Here is a 14,572-nt window from a genome sequence, read left to right as displayed (position 1 = left end):
AATTTTTCAACCCTCTTTCTAAGGAGGAAGAATGAAAAAAAGATATATAAGTTTTTTTGTTTTCTTGCTTTTTCTTTTTAGCTCTTGTGCAAACAAGAATGAACACTCTTCCGATAAACCTTTGGTTTATACTTCCTTTTATCCTGTTTATGAAATGACAAAAATGATTGGTGATGACACGATAGATGTAGAATCTTTTATGCCCCTTGATAAGCAACCTCACCTTTGGGAGCCAAGTCCTAAGGATATGAAAAAGCTAGCAAAGTGTGATCTTTTGGTTGTAAACGGTGCTAATATGGAACCTTGGCTTGATAAGGTTAAGGAAAATTTACCAAATCTCGATATTTTAAAATTATCTGATTCTGTTGATCTTATTACTTATAAGGGAGCAGCAGCTATTGGTGATTTTCAATATATGTCTAAAGTAAATTTAAAAAAGGGGAAAAATAAATTTGATTTCGGCCACACTCATGAAGATATGATGAGGGTTGCCTTTATAAAAGATGATGGTACTCGTGGAGAAAATTTGGTAAAAAAATGTAAAGATATAATGAGCCAAAAGGGAGAGCTAATTCATCAAAAAGAAACTTTCGATCTTGAAGAAGGAAAGGTTTATGGCCTTGAGATGGGACATGAGTCTGGAGAAATTTTCTTTAATATTCCAAAAGATGGAGATTATATTTTTATAAGCGACAGGATAAGTGAAGATCTTCTTCCATATAATTTGGTTGGAAGTGATGGTAAATTTTTAAAAGATGAAAAAAAGGAAGAACCTTTGATGGAAGGTTCATCTTCTGGATTTGATAAAATAACTTATGATCCCCACTCATGGTTATCCATTACCAATGCAAAAAAATATTTGAATGCTATCAATGAAAAATTAACCGAAAAATATCCGAAAAATGAAAGAATTTATAAGAAAAATAAATTAAAGTATGTTGATAAACTTACTGATATTGATGCAAAATATAAAGAAAAATTTTCAAAAATCGATAAAAATAAGAGAAATTTCTTAGTAGTTCATTATGCCTATGCTTATGTTGCAAGAGATTTTGATTTGTTTCAATATCCACTTCAAGGTCTAACAAGTTTAGAAAATCCTAGCCTTAAAACTATAAAAAAAGCCATAGACTTTTCTGAAAGCAAAAATATTTCCACAGTTTTTTATGAATATGGACAAAATCCAAAACAAGCTCAGGCTTTAGCTGAAGAAATTGGTGGGAAAATCTCTCCTCTTGCTTCTATGGAATATGTTAATAAGGAACAGGAGAAAGGTAAACTTAATTATATTGATCTTATGGAAATGAATCTTGAAAATCTCTACAAATCTATGACTGAGGAGGAAAATAATGAAAGCAGTGTCAATAAATAATTTGAATTTTTCTTATTCACAAATTCCTGTTTTAAAAAATTGCAATTTGAATGTTGATGTCGGTGAATTTACGGTAATTCTTGGTGGAAATGGTTCAGGTAAATCAACTTTAATAAAACTTATGCTTGGAGAATTAAAAAATAATAGTGGAGAAATTAAAATTCTTGGCAAAAATATTGAAGATTATGTTTCTTTTAAAGACATTGGCTATGTCCCACAAATAAATATAGTAAATAAAATTGCCTTTCCTATAACTTGCCTTGAACTAGTTTCATTAAATCTTTACGAAGAATTTGGTCTTATTAAAATCCCCAAGAAAAATCATTACCAAAAAGCAAAAGATATACTAAAAAAAATGGGTATGGAAAATTATATCAACACTCCTGTAAATGAATTGTCGGGAGGTCTTGCTCAAAGGGCGATGATTTCAAAAGCTATGATAAATGATCCAAAAATTTTAATTCTTGATGAACCGACAGCAGGAGTTGATAAGTATTCTAAGGACCATTTTTTTGAAACAATAGATTTTCTTTCAAAAAAATTTAATGTAACTATAATTATGGTTACTCACGAATTAAAAGAAATGGAATCTTTAAATATTAAAATGACAAAATATGAAATGATAGAAGGGAGTTTGAAAAAATGCTAGAATTTGCTTTTATGAGAAAGGCACTTATTTTGGGATTTTTACTTTCTATTATGATTCCTATAATAGGAATTGTAATGGTAAATAGAAAAACTTCCATGATAGGTGATGCCCTATCTCACACAGCTCTTGCTGGAGTTGGAATGGGATTAATATTAGGTTTTGATCCACTTTTAGGATCATCAATTGTTTGTATTGTAGCTGCCTTTTTGATAGAACTTATAAGAAAAAAACTTCCACAATATGGAGATATGGCAACAGCAGTTATTATGAGTACTGGTTTAGGAATTGCAGCCATTCTTTCAGATTTTGCTCCAGGTGGAAATTCTTTTGAATCTTACCTTTTCGGATCAATTTCATCAGTTACAGATAGAGATATAGTAAATACAAGTATTGCCTTTATTTTGGTTTTAATATTATCAATTTCAAGATATTCATCTCTTTTAGCTATAGCGATAGATCCAAATACAGCTAGGCTTTCTGGAGTAAAAGTAAAAAGACTTGATGCATCTTTTACTCTCCTTGCAGCCATAACTATAGCCTTGTCTGTAAAAATAATTGGAGCTTTAATGGTTACAAGCTTAATAGTTTTACCAGTAGCAACAGCATTAATTATTGCTAAAAGTTATAAACAAACATTTTTTATAACAATTACACTCGGCGTAATCTATATGATGCTTGGTATTATTCTAAGTTATCAATTCGATATAAAACCCGGTGGAGCAATTGTTGTAAATGCAATAATAGGAATGTTAATATTTGTTTTATATAAAAAGTTAAGAAAAAATAAAGTATAAAAATTGGGCTTTTACAGAATCTTATATTTTGTAAAGCCCATTTTAAATTTAAAAATTTCGCTTAAATTCAATGTGATTTTATAACTTTACTAAAATTAATATTTTAAATATAGATTAAATTGATTTATAAATATTTTTTTGATAAACTGTTTATATGTTGTGCAAATGTTTTCTAAAGGAGCTTATCTTATGAAAATTTCATAAAAAAATACTCTTATCAATCATATTTGTCCTAATTATTCTTTTTATTATCGGCATTATTACTTATTATTCTCTTAAATAATCACAAGGAGCTTTAATGAAAATAAAAATTAAACTATTACTTCTTATAAGTCTATTTTCTATATTTGTAGGATGTAATATCATAAAAAATGGAAAAAATTTTTCTGAAGAAGAAATAAAAAAAGACGCCTTTATTATGTATAATCCTAAAAAAGAAAATGCAAAAAGCATTGAAACTTACAAGTCTTCTATGGCTGATGAGCTTTTTGAAGATACTTACGCTTACAAAATTTATGAAAAAAATAATGAAAATCTTAGCAAAACTCGTGATATTCTTATGGAAGAATGCGTGGATTATGCAAATAATTTGTATTTTATTTTTAGCTCTGATCTTGAAAAAATCAAAAAAAATAAGGGAAGTCTTAGGGCTAATTTGACTAATGAAAACGGCGAAGAATCTATCGAAAAAAGTTTATACGAAACTCAGCTTTTGGCAATTTGCGATACTTCTTCCAAACTTTATTATGCAATAAATGATTTAAAAGTTGTAAATGATTTGATGGGGAATTCTTATGATGATTTAAAAATTTATGCCAAGGATTTCATAGAAAAAAACGGGGAAAGTTTGCTTGATGACCAAATGAAAAATTTTGGTTTTACTTATAATGACAAGGCTAAAGAAACTATAGAAAATCTTATAATTTCTTATCTGGATGAATTTAAAAAAGACCTACCTCACAAAGATGGAGATAAGACAAATATAAAAATTGAAAAAGAAGTTAAGCTCAGCATGGAAGAACTTGAAATTTTGAAATATTTTGATGATTTAGAAAAAGCAGTAAGAAAAGTTTATAAGGAAGATTAGCTTATGATTTAATGAACAAAAAAATAATTATAATGGGTTTGATTTTGCCCTTACTTGTTTCATGCAAGGAAAATTTATTGTAGAAAATCATCTTGATGAAACTTGCTACATATTAATATTAACAAATCCAACCATAATTTCAAAAACAGGAGAAAGCGAACTTAATTCAGATTATCAAATTGAGAAGGATTAGAATAATTTTTAAAAAATAGGCTTAAATAAATTTTTAAGCCTATTTCTATACTAAAATTTGTGTAATTAAATAATTGTCCAAATCTTTTAACTACTTTATTAAATCTTCTAAGACATCTCCACTTAATTTTTTAGGATTCCAACCAATTATAGCTAAATTTTCCTTTGTATGGTCATTTAAATAATTAATCCATTTTACTTCTTCATTTGCTTTTGATTTTAGGATTTTATTTGTTGTGTTTGAAGCATATAATGAGGAATTTATAAGCCACCATTTGCTAAAAATTCCTGCTCTTTTTAAATCTTCTTCAAGTCTTAAAGCTTCATAAACTGGAGTTGGTTCTGCAAGTGTTACTATTATAACTTCTGTTTCTTTTTCATTTTTAAGTCTTGGCAAAAGTTTTTTAGTTGATTCTGGAATATCTCCATTTGAACGCATTATTTCTTGGTTATAACTTTGGGTTGATTCTAATAATAAAAGAGTGTGGCCGGTTGGAGCTGTATCAATTACAACTATTTCCTCCTCACTTTTTTCTACAATATCTGCAAAAGCTCTAAAAACTGCTATTTCTTGTGTACAAGGTGATCTTAAATCTTCTTCTATATAAGAAAGATCATCATTTGACATAGTTTCTTTCGCCTTTTGTAAAACTTCTTTCCTATATTTTTCAAGCTCTAACTTTTCATCAATATGACTTACTGATAGATTTTCATTTTCTTTTATTGTATATTTTAAATGATCTGCTGGATCAGTTGTTGTAAGATGAACTTTCTTTCCTTTTTTTGAAAGTCCAAGAGCTATAGCCGCTGCCACAGTTGTCTTTCCTACTCCACCTTTTCCCATTGTGAATATAACTTTCTTATTATTTTTGTACAAATCATCTATTATATCTTTTAATTTTTTATCAATTTTTATTTCTTTGTCAAAAGTTTTTTCTGTATAAGTATCTTCATCAAACAAGGCCCTAAGATTTGAAATTCCTGTTATATTATATCCTCTTAAAGGTATAAGATAATTTTGTAATTTTTTTAAATTTTTTGGCATTTTTTCTAGGGATTCTTTTTGTTTTTCATAATAGACCTTGGATATTTTATCATCATATATAGTTAATAGGCCGTTTACCAATAATATTTGATTTTTAATACCTATATCTTTTAATTCCTTTGAAGCCCTATCAGCTTCTTTTAAAGGACCATCTTCTGGTCTTGTTACAAGGATTAAACTTGTTTTATATTTATCAGATAAAGTTTCTACAGCTTTTTTATACATACCTTTTTGACTTTCAAGACCTGATAGTTGTCCCAAACAAGATACACCTTGGGTATTATCTTCAATAAAATTATCCCAAGCTTGTGGAAGTTGTAACATTCTTAAAGTGTGGCCGGTTGGTGCTGTATCAAAAATAATAAAATCGTATTTATCTTCAGTTTCTTTATCTGTAATATATTTTGCAAATTCATTAAAAGCTGCAATTTCTACAGTACATGATCCAGATAATTCTTCTTCCATTTTATTTATTACACTATCTGGAAGTTTACCAATATAGGGAGATACTATACTTTTCTTATATTCATCTGCTGCCTTAATTGGGTCTAAATTTGCAACAAACAAACCTTCTACTTCTTCAATTTTTGTAATTTCATTATCTAATTTTTCCACAAAAATATCTTGGAGGTTTGAGGCCGGATCTGTGCTTACCAATAAAACCTTAGATCCCTTTTCACATAAATTAACAGCCGTAGCACAAGCAGTGGATGTTTTTCCAACTCCTCCCTTTCCTGTAAAAAATATATATTTTCCTAATTTTATTTTCTCAGGACTAAATTTTTCCATAAAATACCTTCTATTCCTTAACAACAACATCCACTATCAGAAGAGCATCCACAAGAACTTTCTTCTTCATTTTTTTTATCAATTTTTATAGATAAAATTTCTTCAAATTCTTCATTTGAAGGATATGCTCCACTTTTTATTATTTCATCATCAACCATTGTAAGAGGAAGAATATCTTCTCCCTTTTCGTTTAAAATTTCATTTACCTTTTTATTTTCAACAAATTCTTGAGGGGCATTGTTAAGATTAAATCTTTTTATATCTATTCCTTTTTTATCTAATTTTTCTACTAGGCTTGACATTCTTAAAAGCTCAGGGTCAACACTTACCCCACAAACTCCTGTTGAGCAACACATCGCTGGTTCATATATTCTTATTTTTTTCATAATTTTCTCCTTTTATTTTTTTTGAGGAAATTTAAATCTAAATATAGATACATTTAAATTTATCTATGTATTTGAGCAAAAAAATTATTTTTTGCAGATACAATCTAGGCTGGATTCAAATATTTTTCCCAATAAATTATAAAGTTCATCTAGATTTTCTTTGTTTACAATATAAAATACATTTTTACCCTCCTTGCGACTTTTTATTATATTCGCATCTTCAAGTTTTTTCATATCACTTGATAAGGTTGGTTGGCTTATATCAAATTTTTCTAGTATTTCACAAGCACAAAGCTCCTCGCATGATAGCATATCTACAATTTCAAGTCTTTTGGGATCACTTAGAACTTTTAATTTTTTAGAAATATTTATATATTTATTATCCATTTCTCTCCTCCTAAAATTTATTTTACCACACATATAGAAATTTTTCTATGTGTTTTTTGTTCCATTAAAAAACTGCTGTAAAATTTTTACAGCAGCTTATTTATATTTTTTAAGAAATAGGTATTTCTTCTTTTATTTTTTCTTTTTTGTTGGCAAAATTTATTTTTCCTTCTTTTACTGTAAGGTTAATTTTCATATCTTTTGATAATTTTCCTTCCAATATTTCTTCTGCCAATTGGTTATCGATTTTATTTGTAATGTGACGTTCAAGTGGTCTTGCTCCGTATTCTTTTGAAAATCCGCCTTCTGATAGTAAATCTACAACTCTCTTGTTGTAATTTATCTCTATTCCAAGATTTTTGAGTCTTTCTTTCGTTTCATCAAGTAAAATTTTTGTAATTTCTTTGATGGCGTTCTTATCAAGTGAGTTGAACATTATTATATCGTCAAGTCTATTTAAAAATTCTGGAGCAAAGGCATTTTTTATTGCCTTATTTATTATTTCCTTATTTGAATCGTCAATTTCTTTTTCCACATCTCCAGTTCCAAATCCAATTTTTGGATTTTGATTTAAAGAAGAAACTCCAACGTTACTTGTCATAATTATTATTGTATTTTTAAAATCTACAGTTCTTCCTTGACCGTCTGTCAAACGTCCATCATCAAGAATTTGTAAAAGTAAATTGAAAATATCTGGATGAGCTTTTTCAATTTCGTCAAATAAAATTACAGAATATGGGTGTTTTCTTACAGCTTCTGTTAGTTGACCGCCTTCTTCGTAACCAACATATCCTGGAGGAGATCCAACAAGTCTTGACACGGCAAATTTTTCCATATATTCACTCATGTCCATCCTGATTAGATTATCCATATCTCCAAATAAATTTTTTGCCAAAGATTTTGCAAGATATGTTTTACCAACTCCTGTTGGCCCTACAAAAATAAATGAACCTATTGGTTTTTTGGGATCTTTTAGGCCGACTCTTGCTCTTTTTATAGCGTGAGAAATTTTATCAATAGCCTTATCTTGACCTATAACTTCTTTTTTAAGATCAATATCAAGGTCCATATATTTTTGTTTTTCATCTTCTGTTAATTTTGTTATCGGAACTTTTGACCAAGATGAAACAATTTTTGCAACTTCATCAAAAGAAATTTTTAAATCAGTTTTCTTTTCTTCTTTTTCTTTTTCGAGTTTTTCACGTGCTTCGTTTATTTGATCTCTTAGACTTGCTGCTTTTTCGAAATTTTGCTCATTTATTGCTTGGTTTTTTTCCTCAATAAGCCCATCTAAAATTTCTTTATTTGAAACTTGGTCCTTGTTTTCCTTGTAATTTTTGATTCTTTCTTTTGAACAAGCCTCATCAATTACATCAATCGCCTTATCTGGCAAAAACCTGTCTTGGATATATCTTTGTGATAAATCTACTGCAGCTTTTATGGCTTCACCTGTAATTTCCACCTTGTGGTGGTCTTCGTATTTATCTTTTAATCCTTCAATTATTTTTATTGTGTCATCTTTATTTGGCTCTTCTACATGAACTGGTTGCATTCTTCTAGTTAAAGCTTGGTCTTTTTCTACATGCTTTCTATATTCATCAATTGTTGTCGCACCAATTATTTGAATATCGCCTTTGGCAAGAATTGGTTTTAAAATGTTTGCTGCATCCATAGAGCCTTCACTTGCTCCAGCTCCCAAAACCATGTGAAATTCGTCAATAAATAAAACTACATCTTCTCTTTGTTCCAGTTCTCCAAATAATTTTTTTAGCCTATCTTCAAAATCCCCACGATATTTTGTTCCTGCAATCATACTTGCAAGATCAAGTGAGACAATTGTTTTTTCTTTCATAACAAAAGGAACTTTTCCATCAACAATTCTTTGAGCAAGTCCTTCGATTATGGCAGTTTTTCCAACTCCTGGATCTCCAATCAAAATCGGATTGTTTTTTGTTCTTCTTAAAAGAATTTGAATAACTCTTTCAACTTCATCTTCCCTTCCAATAACTGGATCAATTTTTCCAGCCTCTGCCATTTCATTTAAATTTTTGGCGAATTTTTTTAAATTTTCGCTCAAATTATTAGATGTATTAGAAGATTTTTCTTCATTTTGCAAACGAATCAAATTATCTCTAATAATTTTTTTATCAAGACCTGACAACATAAACATTAAATTTGTAAATGAATCATCGTCATTTAAAATTGCAAGAAGAATATCTTCCTCGCTTGCAGAAACTTTTTTTCTTTTTTGGGCAAAAAGTCTTGCCCTATCAAAAATTTGTCTTACTTTATTAGAATATTCCTTTGCAGGTCTTACTGCAGATCCCTTGCCAATATTATTTATTACAATTGACCTTAAAAGTTCATAATTTGCACCGGCTTCTTCCAAAGCTTTTGTCGCAAGAGAACCTGTTTTCATAAGAGCCAAAAGCAAATGTTCAACTCCTATATAATCGTGGCTAAGAGAATAGGATTCCCTTCGAGCCTGACCTGTTAGCCTATTTAATTTGTTATTTTCCATTATCTAGCCTCCATGTACGAATTTAAAAATTCATATCTTTCATTGTCACGGTTGCCCTTGTACTTATCCTTTGTAATATTGAAAATCAAATACTCAATTTCTTGATTTGATAATTTTGTTTTAAAACCCAAAATATTATATTTTTTTAAATCATAAAGACAATTTATCATAGCAGTCATTGTCTTTAAATTTCTGCTTTCCAAATTATCTTCCAAAATTTTTATAGAATCTTTTATATCTTCATCATTTAATCCATTTAAACTTTGGAAATCTCTCCTAAATCTTCTCTCATTTCTAACAATTGTATCTAAAATATTTTCAAAATTTTCCAAATATTCGTCAATTTTTTCCCTATAATTTCCGAAATTTTTCAAAATATAAATATCATCGTCATAGGATTTAAAATATTCTGGAACATATCTTGTAAGATAAATTCCATCATGAGCAAGACTTGATTTTAAGGTTAGATATGCTTGGGTATTATCCAAAAGTCCAAACAAAAATAATTTGAACCTTATTTCAATTCCATTGCCACAATCTCTACCAAAACTTGTCAAATATCCATATTGAGGAGAAAAGGAAAAATCAAATTTTTTATCCAAATCTTCTTCAATTTCCATCGCCCTTTCATAAGCAAGTTTAATTTCTTCTCCAAAATTTGAAATATTTATAGAAATATGGTCTTTATCATTTATAACAAGAATATAATCATCCTCAAAAACAAAACCAATCACAGCTTCTTTATTTTTTGAATCTTCTGTAATTATTCCTGCATTAATAAGTTTATTTAAAGTATTTTCATCTATCTCATCTAAAAGTATCAATTCATCCCCATAAATCCCCCTAAATTTTTCAATAATTTCTAGAGAATCTTTTTCCGAAAGACTTATGGGAAAATTATATCCTTCAATATTTCTTTTCAAAGATAAGTTGTTTTCAAGTATTATGTCCTTATAATAATCTATCAATTTCTCACCTTCATATTTAATTCATCTATTTTTTCTTTAAGATCTTGAGCCTTCTCAAAATCTTCAATCTCAACTGATTTTTGCAACTGTTCTTGCAAATTTTTAATTTTTATTGCCACTTCTCTGAAATCTCTGTGTTTTTTTGGAAATTTTCCGTCATATTTTTTCAAATTATTTACAGCCTTCAAAATTTCTACCGTAAGTTTTTTGTCGATTTCATAGCAATGAGGACATCCAAAAACTCCACTTTTTATATTTGTCAAAGAATTTCCACACTTTGGACAAGTTTCTTCTTTTAATGATGAAAAATAATCATAGGAAAAATTATTTTTGGAAATTTTATAATCATAATAAGAATCTATAATTTGATCCAGGCTTGGAACAAATTTATCTACCAAGCTTTTCCAATCAAAATTATTTATATCAATATCTTTTTCATTTCCATCAAAAAGAAAATTTCCTTCGCCTTTGGATAATTTTTCCATACAATCATTGCACAAGTGGAAATCATGCTCTATGCCATTTATAATTGCTTTTACAGTTACATTTGCTTCGTTGTCGCATCTGTCACACTTCATAATTAACTCCTTATTAGAAAGCTCAGTAAAATATTTTTTACTATATCATGCCTTACTAAATTTCTCTTATTTTTTTCTACATTCATAAGGGACTTATCAAGGATAGCGTAAACTGCAATTCCCAATTCATTTTCGTCCATATATCCCTTGTTAAAAAGTTCCGTAAAAAAACTTTTTGCCCTTTCCTCAGTTAATTCTTTATCTAAATTTTTAATAATATATTTTATATAATCATCTTCATCTTCAACTATAGTAATAATTCTTATAAAGCCGTTGCCGCCTCTTTTGCTTTCAATTAAATATCCATTGTATGGAGTAAATCTTGTAGAAAGCACATAATTAATTTGACTTGGAGAACACTCAAACCTTGTTGCCAAATCATTTCTTCCAATTTCTACAAAACCATCTTGAGTATCTTCCAAAAGAGCTTTCAAGAATTTTTCTATATCAGACGTTAGTCCTGCCATAGATTTACCTCGATTTCTTTGACTTTCTCTGACCTTTCAAATAATAAATAAAGATTCAATTCGAATCTTATTTTTATTGTACACTAAAATAGTATAGATTCAAGAATATTGATATGCAATAAAAATATAAAAAAACAAGGCCAAATATTTTAAAATATTTTAGCCTTGTTAATTTTTTTAATCATCTCGCCTATTGCCAAACAAAATCCAAAGTCTTAAAAATTGTAAAGCAGTAGAAATTGTCGCTGCCACATAAGTTAAAGCTGCAGCTTTTAACATATCTTTTGCATAATCATTTTCAACACCAACGAGCATGCCCGATTCATTTAAAACTTTCAAAGCTCTCCTTGAAGCATCAAATTCTACAGGAAGAGTAATAATTTGAAAAATTAAAACAAAAGAAAATAAAAATATTCCAATGCTAATTAATTTTCCCATAGAAAGAAAAATTCCTAACAAAATCATAGGAAAAGATAATTTTGATCCAAGATTTACTGCTGGAACTATATAAGATTTTATTTTTAAAGGAATATAACCTTTTTTATATTGGATAACGTGACCGCACTCATGAGCTGCAACCGCAAGAGATGCAATTGAAGTGTCAGTCATAGAAGTTTCTGATAAAGCAATTTCTTTATTAATTGGATTAAAATAATCAGACAAAGATCCTCCAACTTTTTTAATAGAAATGTCATTATAAGAATTTGTAGATAAAATATATCTTGCAGCGTCAAAACCTGTTATAGATTTTTGAGTTTTAATTTTTTTATACTTATCAAATTTTCTTTGAATGTTAGCTTGAGCAAGACTACTAATAAGAAGTCCAATCAAAACTAAAACATAAGTTCTGTCGAAATAAAACATAATTTTCTCCTTTTATTTTTTTCAATATACTACAGGGATTTTTTATTTCAATTGTAAAAAATAAAATGCAAGGAAATTAGAAAATTAAAATATAAAGATAACAAAAATGGATCTTGATTTAAATATGCAAAAAATAAAATAAAATCTTTGAAAATATTTCCCAAAATAAAAAGACCCCTTTGGGCCTTTTTATAATATAGAAAAGAATAAGTTAGTCCTAGTTTTCTATAGGGAAAACTATAAGGAATTAATAATGAAAAACCTAGCTATTTACTAGCTAATATTATTATAGCATGATTTTTAAAAAATGCAAACTTTTTTCACGAATTTTTACATCCTTTTGTTTTCAACATTTATAAGATGAATTTTCGTTTTCCTATCTTGATTTTTATTTGTATCTGTCAACTTCTTTTTGGAGCTTATCTGCATGATCGCTATCTCCTAATAATACCAAAGTATCATCTTTTTCGATTTTCCAATTTGCTTCTGGATTTATTATTAATTCTCCATCTCTTTTATAAGCTATTACCATCATTTTATACTTTTTTCTAAAATCTATTTCTTTTAGAGATCTTCCTACAAGCTCATCGTAGGCTTTTAATTCTATCATAGAATAATCGTCTGAAAAATGGAAAAATTGTAGGAGATTTGATCCTGCTATGCTTCTTGCAAGTTTTTCTCCCATATCAATTTCTGGAAAAATTATTTGATCTGCTCCAATTTTTTTCAAAATTCTTGCGTGATTTGTTGATGTTGCTTTGGCTATAATTTTTTCTACATTATGGTCTTTTGCAAAAAGTGTTGCAGCCATTGACGCCTCAAGACTTTCTCCTGTCGCTATTACTGCCACATCAAAATTTCCCATTCCTAATTCTTCAAGGGCCTTGTCGTTTGCAATATCACATTGAACAGCGCTTGTTACTTTTCCTGAAATATTTTGAACTAAATCATAATTCTTATCAACCGCCATAACCTCCAAACCATCTTCAAAAAGTTTTGTCGCAACTCTTTCTCCAAATCTTCCGATTCCTAAAACTATTACACTTTTTATCATTTTTTTCTCCTAACCTATACTAATATTTGCTTCTGGATATCTTATATATTTTGTTTTTGATTTAAGTCCAATTGAATAAGCCATAGTCATTGGACCAATTCTTCCTAGATACATACTTATTGTTATTAAAATTTTTCCAAGTGTTGACAAGTCCCCTGTGATTCCTCTACTTGCTCCAACTGTTGCAAAGGCTGATGAAACTTCGTAAGAAATATCAATTACTTTAAAATTTTCGCTCAATGATAAAATAAAAATAACTATAAATATAAGTCCCAAATAAACCATTATAATCGCTAGTGCCTTTCTAATGATTTTTGGTTCTATATGTTTTTTAAAAATTGTAACTTCATCTTCTTGTTTAAAAATTGAAATTGTTGATAAAATCAAAACTCCAAAAGTTGTTGTTTTTAATCCACCAGCAGTTGATCCTGGAGATCCACCTATTACCATCAAAATTATCAAAAGCAAAACACTTGTATCGTGCATTTGATTTAATTTTACAGAATAAAATCCCGCAGTTCTTGCAGAAATTGATTGAAAAGCTGATTGCATTATGGAATTTTTAAATCCTTCTTTGTACAAAACTCCACCAACTTGACTTTCGATTAAATAAAAAGCAAGTGTTCCTATAACAATAAGACTTGCGCTTATTATCAAAACTAATTTGGCGTGAGTTGATAATTTTTCGAAAGATTTTTTTCTAAAAATTTCTGCTGTAACCATAAAACCAAGTCCGCCGATTACAACCAAACTCATAAGAGTTATATTTATTAAATTATCATTTCTGTATGGATAAATTGAATCTCCCAAAAGATCAAAGCCTGCATTACAAAAAGCAGAAACCGAATGGAAAATCGAATACCACAAGCCCTTTGCCATTCCAAAAATCGGCACAAAGCTAAGGGATAATAAAATTGCTCCCAAAATTTCTACCAAAAAAGTAAAAACCAAAACATATCTAAATAATTTCATAATGCCTTGGAGGGTGTCGATATTTAATTGTTCTTTCAAAATTTGCCTAGATTTTAAGCCGATTTTTTTTCTCAAAAGTAGTGGAAAAAGTGTAGCCAAAGTCATTACACCAAGTCCTCCAATTTGAATTAAAATCAAAATTAAAATATGACCGTATGTATTCCAATGTTCAGCCGTATTTACAGTTGTAAGTCCCGTAACGCAAGATGCAGATGAGGCAACAAAAATCGAATCAACTAAATTTGTAGCCTTGCCACTTCTTGTAAAAATCGGCAAAGATAAAATACATCCTCCAATAATAATCAAAATTGCAAAACCCAAAGTCAAATACAAGGGTGGATTTGATGTAATTTTATCTGATAATTTTTCCAAAAAATTTTGTTTATTTTTACTAATATTTCTCATTTTCTTTCCTTATATAAAAACTAATAAAATTTAAAGCCTAAT

15 protein-coding genes are annotated in these 14,572 nt (G+C 28.7%); 5 read left to right on the top strand and 10 right to left on the bottom strand.

All coding sequences use genetic code 11. The annotated features are described in order from the left end of the window. The first annotated feature begins 31 nt into the window (after positions 1–31). From HMPREF0078_RS08175 to HMPREF0078_RS09340, 5 genes are all read left to right on the top strand, one after another. The gene (locus tag HMPREF0078_RS08175; RefSeq protein WP_004839697.1) at positions 32–1,372 is read left to right on the top strand and encodes a metal ABC transporter solute-binding protein, Zn/Mn family; all 1,341 of its coding nucleotides are present in this window, start codon (positions 32–34) and stop codon (positions 1,370–1,372) included. Then, on the top strand, positions 1,350–2,021 hold the full coding sequence (locus tag HMPREF0078_RS08170; RefSeq protein WP_004839696.1) for a metal ABC transporter ATP-binding protein: 672 nt from the start codon (positions 1,350–1,352) through the stop codon (positions 2,019–2,021). Before HMPREF0078_RS08175 ends, HMPREF0078_RS08170 begins: the two co-directional genes overlap by 23 nt. Beyond that, positions 2,015–2,815, top strand: coding sequence for a metal ABC transporter permease (locus tag HMPREF0078_RS08165; protein ID WP_004839695.1), 801 nt, complete (start codon positions 2,015–2,017; stop codon positions 2,813–2,815). Before HMPREF0078_RS08170 ends, HMPREF0078_RS08165 begins: the two co-directional genes overlap by 7 nt. A gap of 298 nt (positions 2,816–3,113) precedes the next feature. Further along, a complete protein-coding gene (locus HMPREF0078_RS08160; RefSeq protein ID WP_004839694.1) occupies positions 3,114–3,902 on the top strand; it encodes a hypothetical protein in 789 nt (262 codons plus the stop codon). A 61-nt stretch (positions 3,903–3,963) separates the two neighbouring features. Continuing rightward, entirely contained in the window at positions 3,964–4,095 is a 132-nt protein-coding gene (locus HMPREF0078_RS09340) for a hypothetical protein (RefSeq protein ID WP_004839693.1), read from the top strand. Between the two features lie 90 nt (positions 4,096–4,185). On the opposite strand, the gene arsA is transcribed toward HMPREF0078_RS09340, so the two are convergent. The 10 genes from arsA to HMPREF0078_RS08110 all read right to left on the bottom strand — a co-directional run bounded on the left by arsA (position 4,186) and on the right by HMPREF0078_RS08110 (position 14,530). Then, positions 4,186–5,928 carry an arsenical pump-driving ATPase gene (arsA, locus tag HMPREF0078_RS08155; RefSeq protein WP_004839692.1) on the bottom strand — a complete coding sequence of 581 codons (1,743 nt, stop codon included), beginning with the start codon at positions 5,926–5,928 and terminating at the stop codon, positions 4,186–4,188. A gap of 17 nt (positions 5,929–5,945) precedes the next feature. After that, positions 5,946–6,314, bottom strand: coding sequence for an arsenite efflux transporter metallochaperone ArsD (gene arsD, locus HMPREF0078_RS08150; RefSeq protein ID WP_004839691.1), 369 nt, complete (start codon positions 6,312–6,314; stop codon positions 5,946–5,948). A gap of 84 nt (positions 6,315–6,398) precedes the next feature. Further along, positions 6,399–6,701, bottom strand: a complete 303-nt coding sequence (locus tag HMPREF0078_RS08145; protein ID WP_039920662.1) for an ArsR/SmtB family transcription factor — start codon at positions 6,699–6,701, stop codon at positions 6,399–6,401. A 109-nt stretch (positions 6,702–6,810) separates the two neighbouring features. Then, positions 6,811–9,222 (bottom strand): ATP-dependent Clp protease ATP-binding subunit, encoded by a 2,412-nt coding sequence (locus HMPREF0078_RS08140; RefSeq protein WP_004839689.1) that lies wholly within the window; start codon positions 9,220–9,222, stop codon positions 6,811–6,813. Continuing rightward, the gene (locus tag HMPREF0078_RS08135) at positions 9,222–10,190 is read right to left on the bottom strand and encodes an ATP--guanido phosphotransferase (protein ID WP_004839687.1); all 969 of its coding nucleotides are present in this window, start codon (positions 10,188–10,190) and stop codon (positions 9,222–9,224) included. Before HMPREF0078_RS08135 ends, HMPREF0078_RS08140 begins: the two co-directional genes overlap by 1 nt. Next, a complete protein-coding gene (locus tag HMPREF0078_RS08130) occupies positions 10,187–10,768 on the bottom strand; it encodes a hypothetical protein (RefSeq protein ID WP_004839686.1) in 582 nt (193 codons plus the stop codon). Before HMPREF0078_RS08130 ends, HMPREF0078_RS08135 begins: the two co-directional genes overlap by 4 nt. A gap of 2 nt (positions 10,769–10,770) precedes the next feature. Then, positions 10,771–11,235: a CtsR family transcriptional regulator gene (locus tag HMPREF0078_RS08125; RefSeq protein ID WP_004839685.1), complete on the bottom strand. Its 465-nt coding sequence runs from the start codon at positions 11,233–11,235 to the stop codon at positions 10,771–10,773. Between the two features lie 177 nt (positions 11,236–11,412). Next, on the bottom strand, positions 11,413–12,099 hold the full coding sequence (locus HMPREF0078_RS08120; RefSeq protein WP_004839684.1) for a zinc metallopeptidase: 687 nt from the start codon (positions 12,097–12,099) through the stop codon (positions 11,413–11,415). Positions 12,100–12,487: 388 nt separating this feature from the next. Then, a complete protein-coding gene (locus HMPREF0078_RS08115) occupies positions 12,488–13,153 on the bottom strand; it encodes a potassium channel family protein (protein ID WP_004839682.1) in 666 nt (221 codons plus the stop codon). Positions 13,154–13,162: 9 nt separating this feature from the next. After that, positions 13,163–14,530 (bottom strand): TrkH family potassium uptake protein, encoded by a 1,368-nt coding sequence (locus tag HMPREF0078_RS08110; protein ID WP_004839679.1) that lies wholly within the window; start codon positions 14,528–14,530, stop codon positions 13,163–13,165. Positions 14,531–14,572: the final 42 nt, after the last annotated feature.

The sequence above is a fragment of the Anaerococcus vaginalis ATCC 51170 genome, assembly GCF_000163295.1.
Taxonomy (GTDB): domain Bacteria; phylum Bacillota; class Clostridia; order Tissierellales; family Peptoniphilaceae; genus Anaerococcus; species Anaerococcus vaginalis.
Note: the sequence above shows the minus strand (reverse complement) of the source record. Positions and strands in the feature narration are given on the sequence as shown.

Excerpts from the sequence above, each read along its gene's own strand:
- HMPREF0078_RS08175 (WP_004839697.1), top strand. The coding sequence starts at position 32 with ATGAAAAAAAGATATATAAGTTTTTTTGTTTTCTTGCTTTTTCTTTTT.
- HMPREF0078_RS08170 (WP_004839696.1), top strand. The coding sequence starts at position 1,350 with ATGAAAGCAGTGTCAATAAATAATTTGAATTTTTCTTATTCACAAATT.
- HMPREF0078_RS08165 (WP_004839695.1), top strand. The coding sequence starts at position 2,015 with ATGCTAGAATTTGCTTTTATGAGAAAGGCACTTATTTTGGGATTTTTA.
- HMPREF0078_RS08160 (WP_004839694.1), top strand. The coding sequence starts at position 3,114 with ATGAAAATAAAAATTAAACTATTACTTCTTATAAGTCTATTTTCTATA.
- HMPREF0078_RS09340 (WP_004839693.1), top strand. The coding sequence starts at position 3,964 with ATGCAAGGAAAATTTATTGTAGAAAATCATCTTGATGAAACTTGCTAC.
- arsA (WP_004839692.1), bottom strand. The coding sequence starts at position 5,928 with ATGGAAAAATTTAGTCCTGAGAAAATAAAATTAGGAAAATATATATTT.
- arsD (WP_004839691.1), bottom strand. The coding sequence starts at position 6,314 with ATGAAAAAAATAAGAATATATGAACCAGCGATGTGTTGCTCAACAGGA.
- HMPREF0078_RS08145 (WP_039920662.1), bottom strand. The coding sequence starts at position 6,701 with ATGGATAATAAATATATAAATATTTCTAAAAAATTAAAAGTTCTAAGT.
- HMPREF0078_RS08140 (WP_004839689.1), bottom strand. The coding sequence starts at position 9,222 with ATGGAAAATAACAAATTAAATAGGCTAACAGGTCAGGCTCGAAGGGAA.
- HMPREF0078_RS08130 (WP_004839686.1), bottom strand. The coding sequence starts at position 10,768 with ATGAAGTGTGACAGATGCGACAACGAAGCAAATGTAACTGTAAAAGCA.
- HMPREF0078_RS08125 (WP_004839685.1), bottom strand. The coding sequence starts at position 11,235 with ATGGCAGGACTAACGTCTGATATAGAAAAATTCTTGAAAGCTCTTTTG.
- HMPREF0078_RS08120 (WP_004839684.1), bottom strand. The coding sequence starts at position 12,099 with ATGTTTTATTTCGACAGAACTTATGTTTTAGTTTTGATTGGACTTCTT.
- HMPREF0078_RS08115 (WP_004839682.1), bottom strand. The coding sequence starts at position 13,153 with ATGATAAAAAGTGTAATAGTTTTAGGAATCGGAAGATTTGGAGAAAGA.
- HMPREF0078_RS08110 (WP_004839679.1), bottom strand. The coding sequence starts at position 14,530 with ATGAGAAATATTAGTAAAAATAAACAAAATTTTTTGGAAAAATTATCA.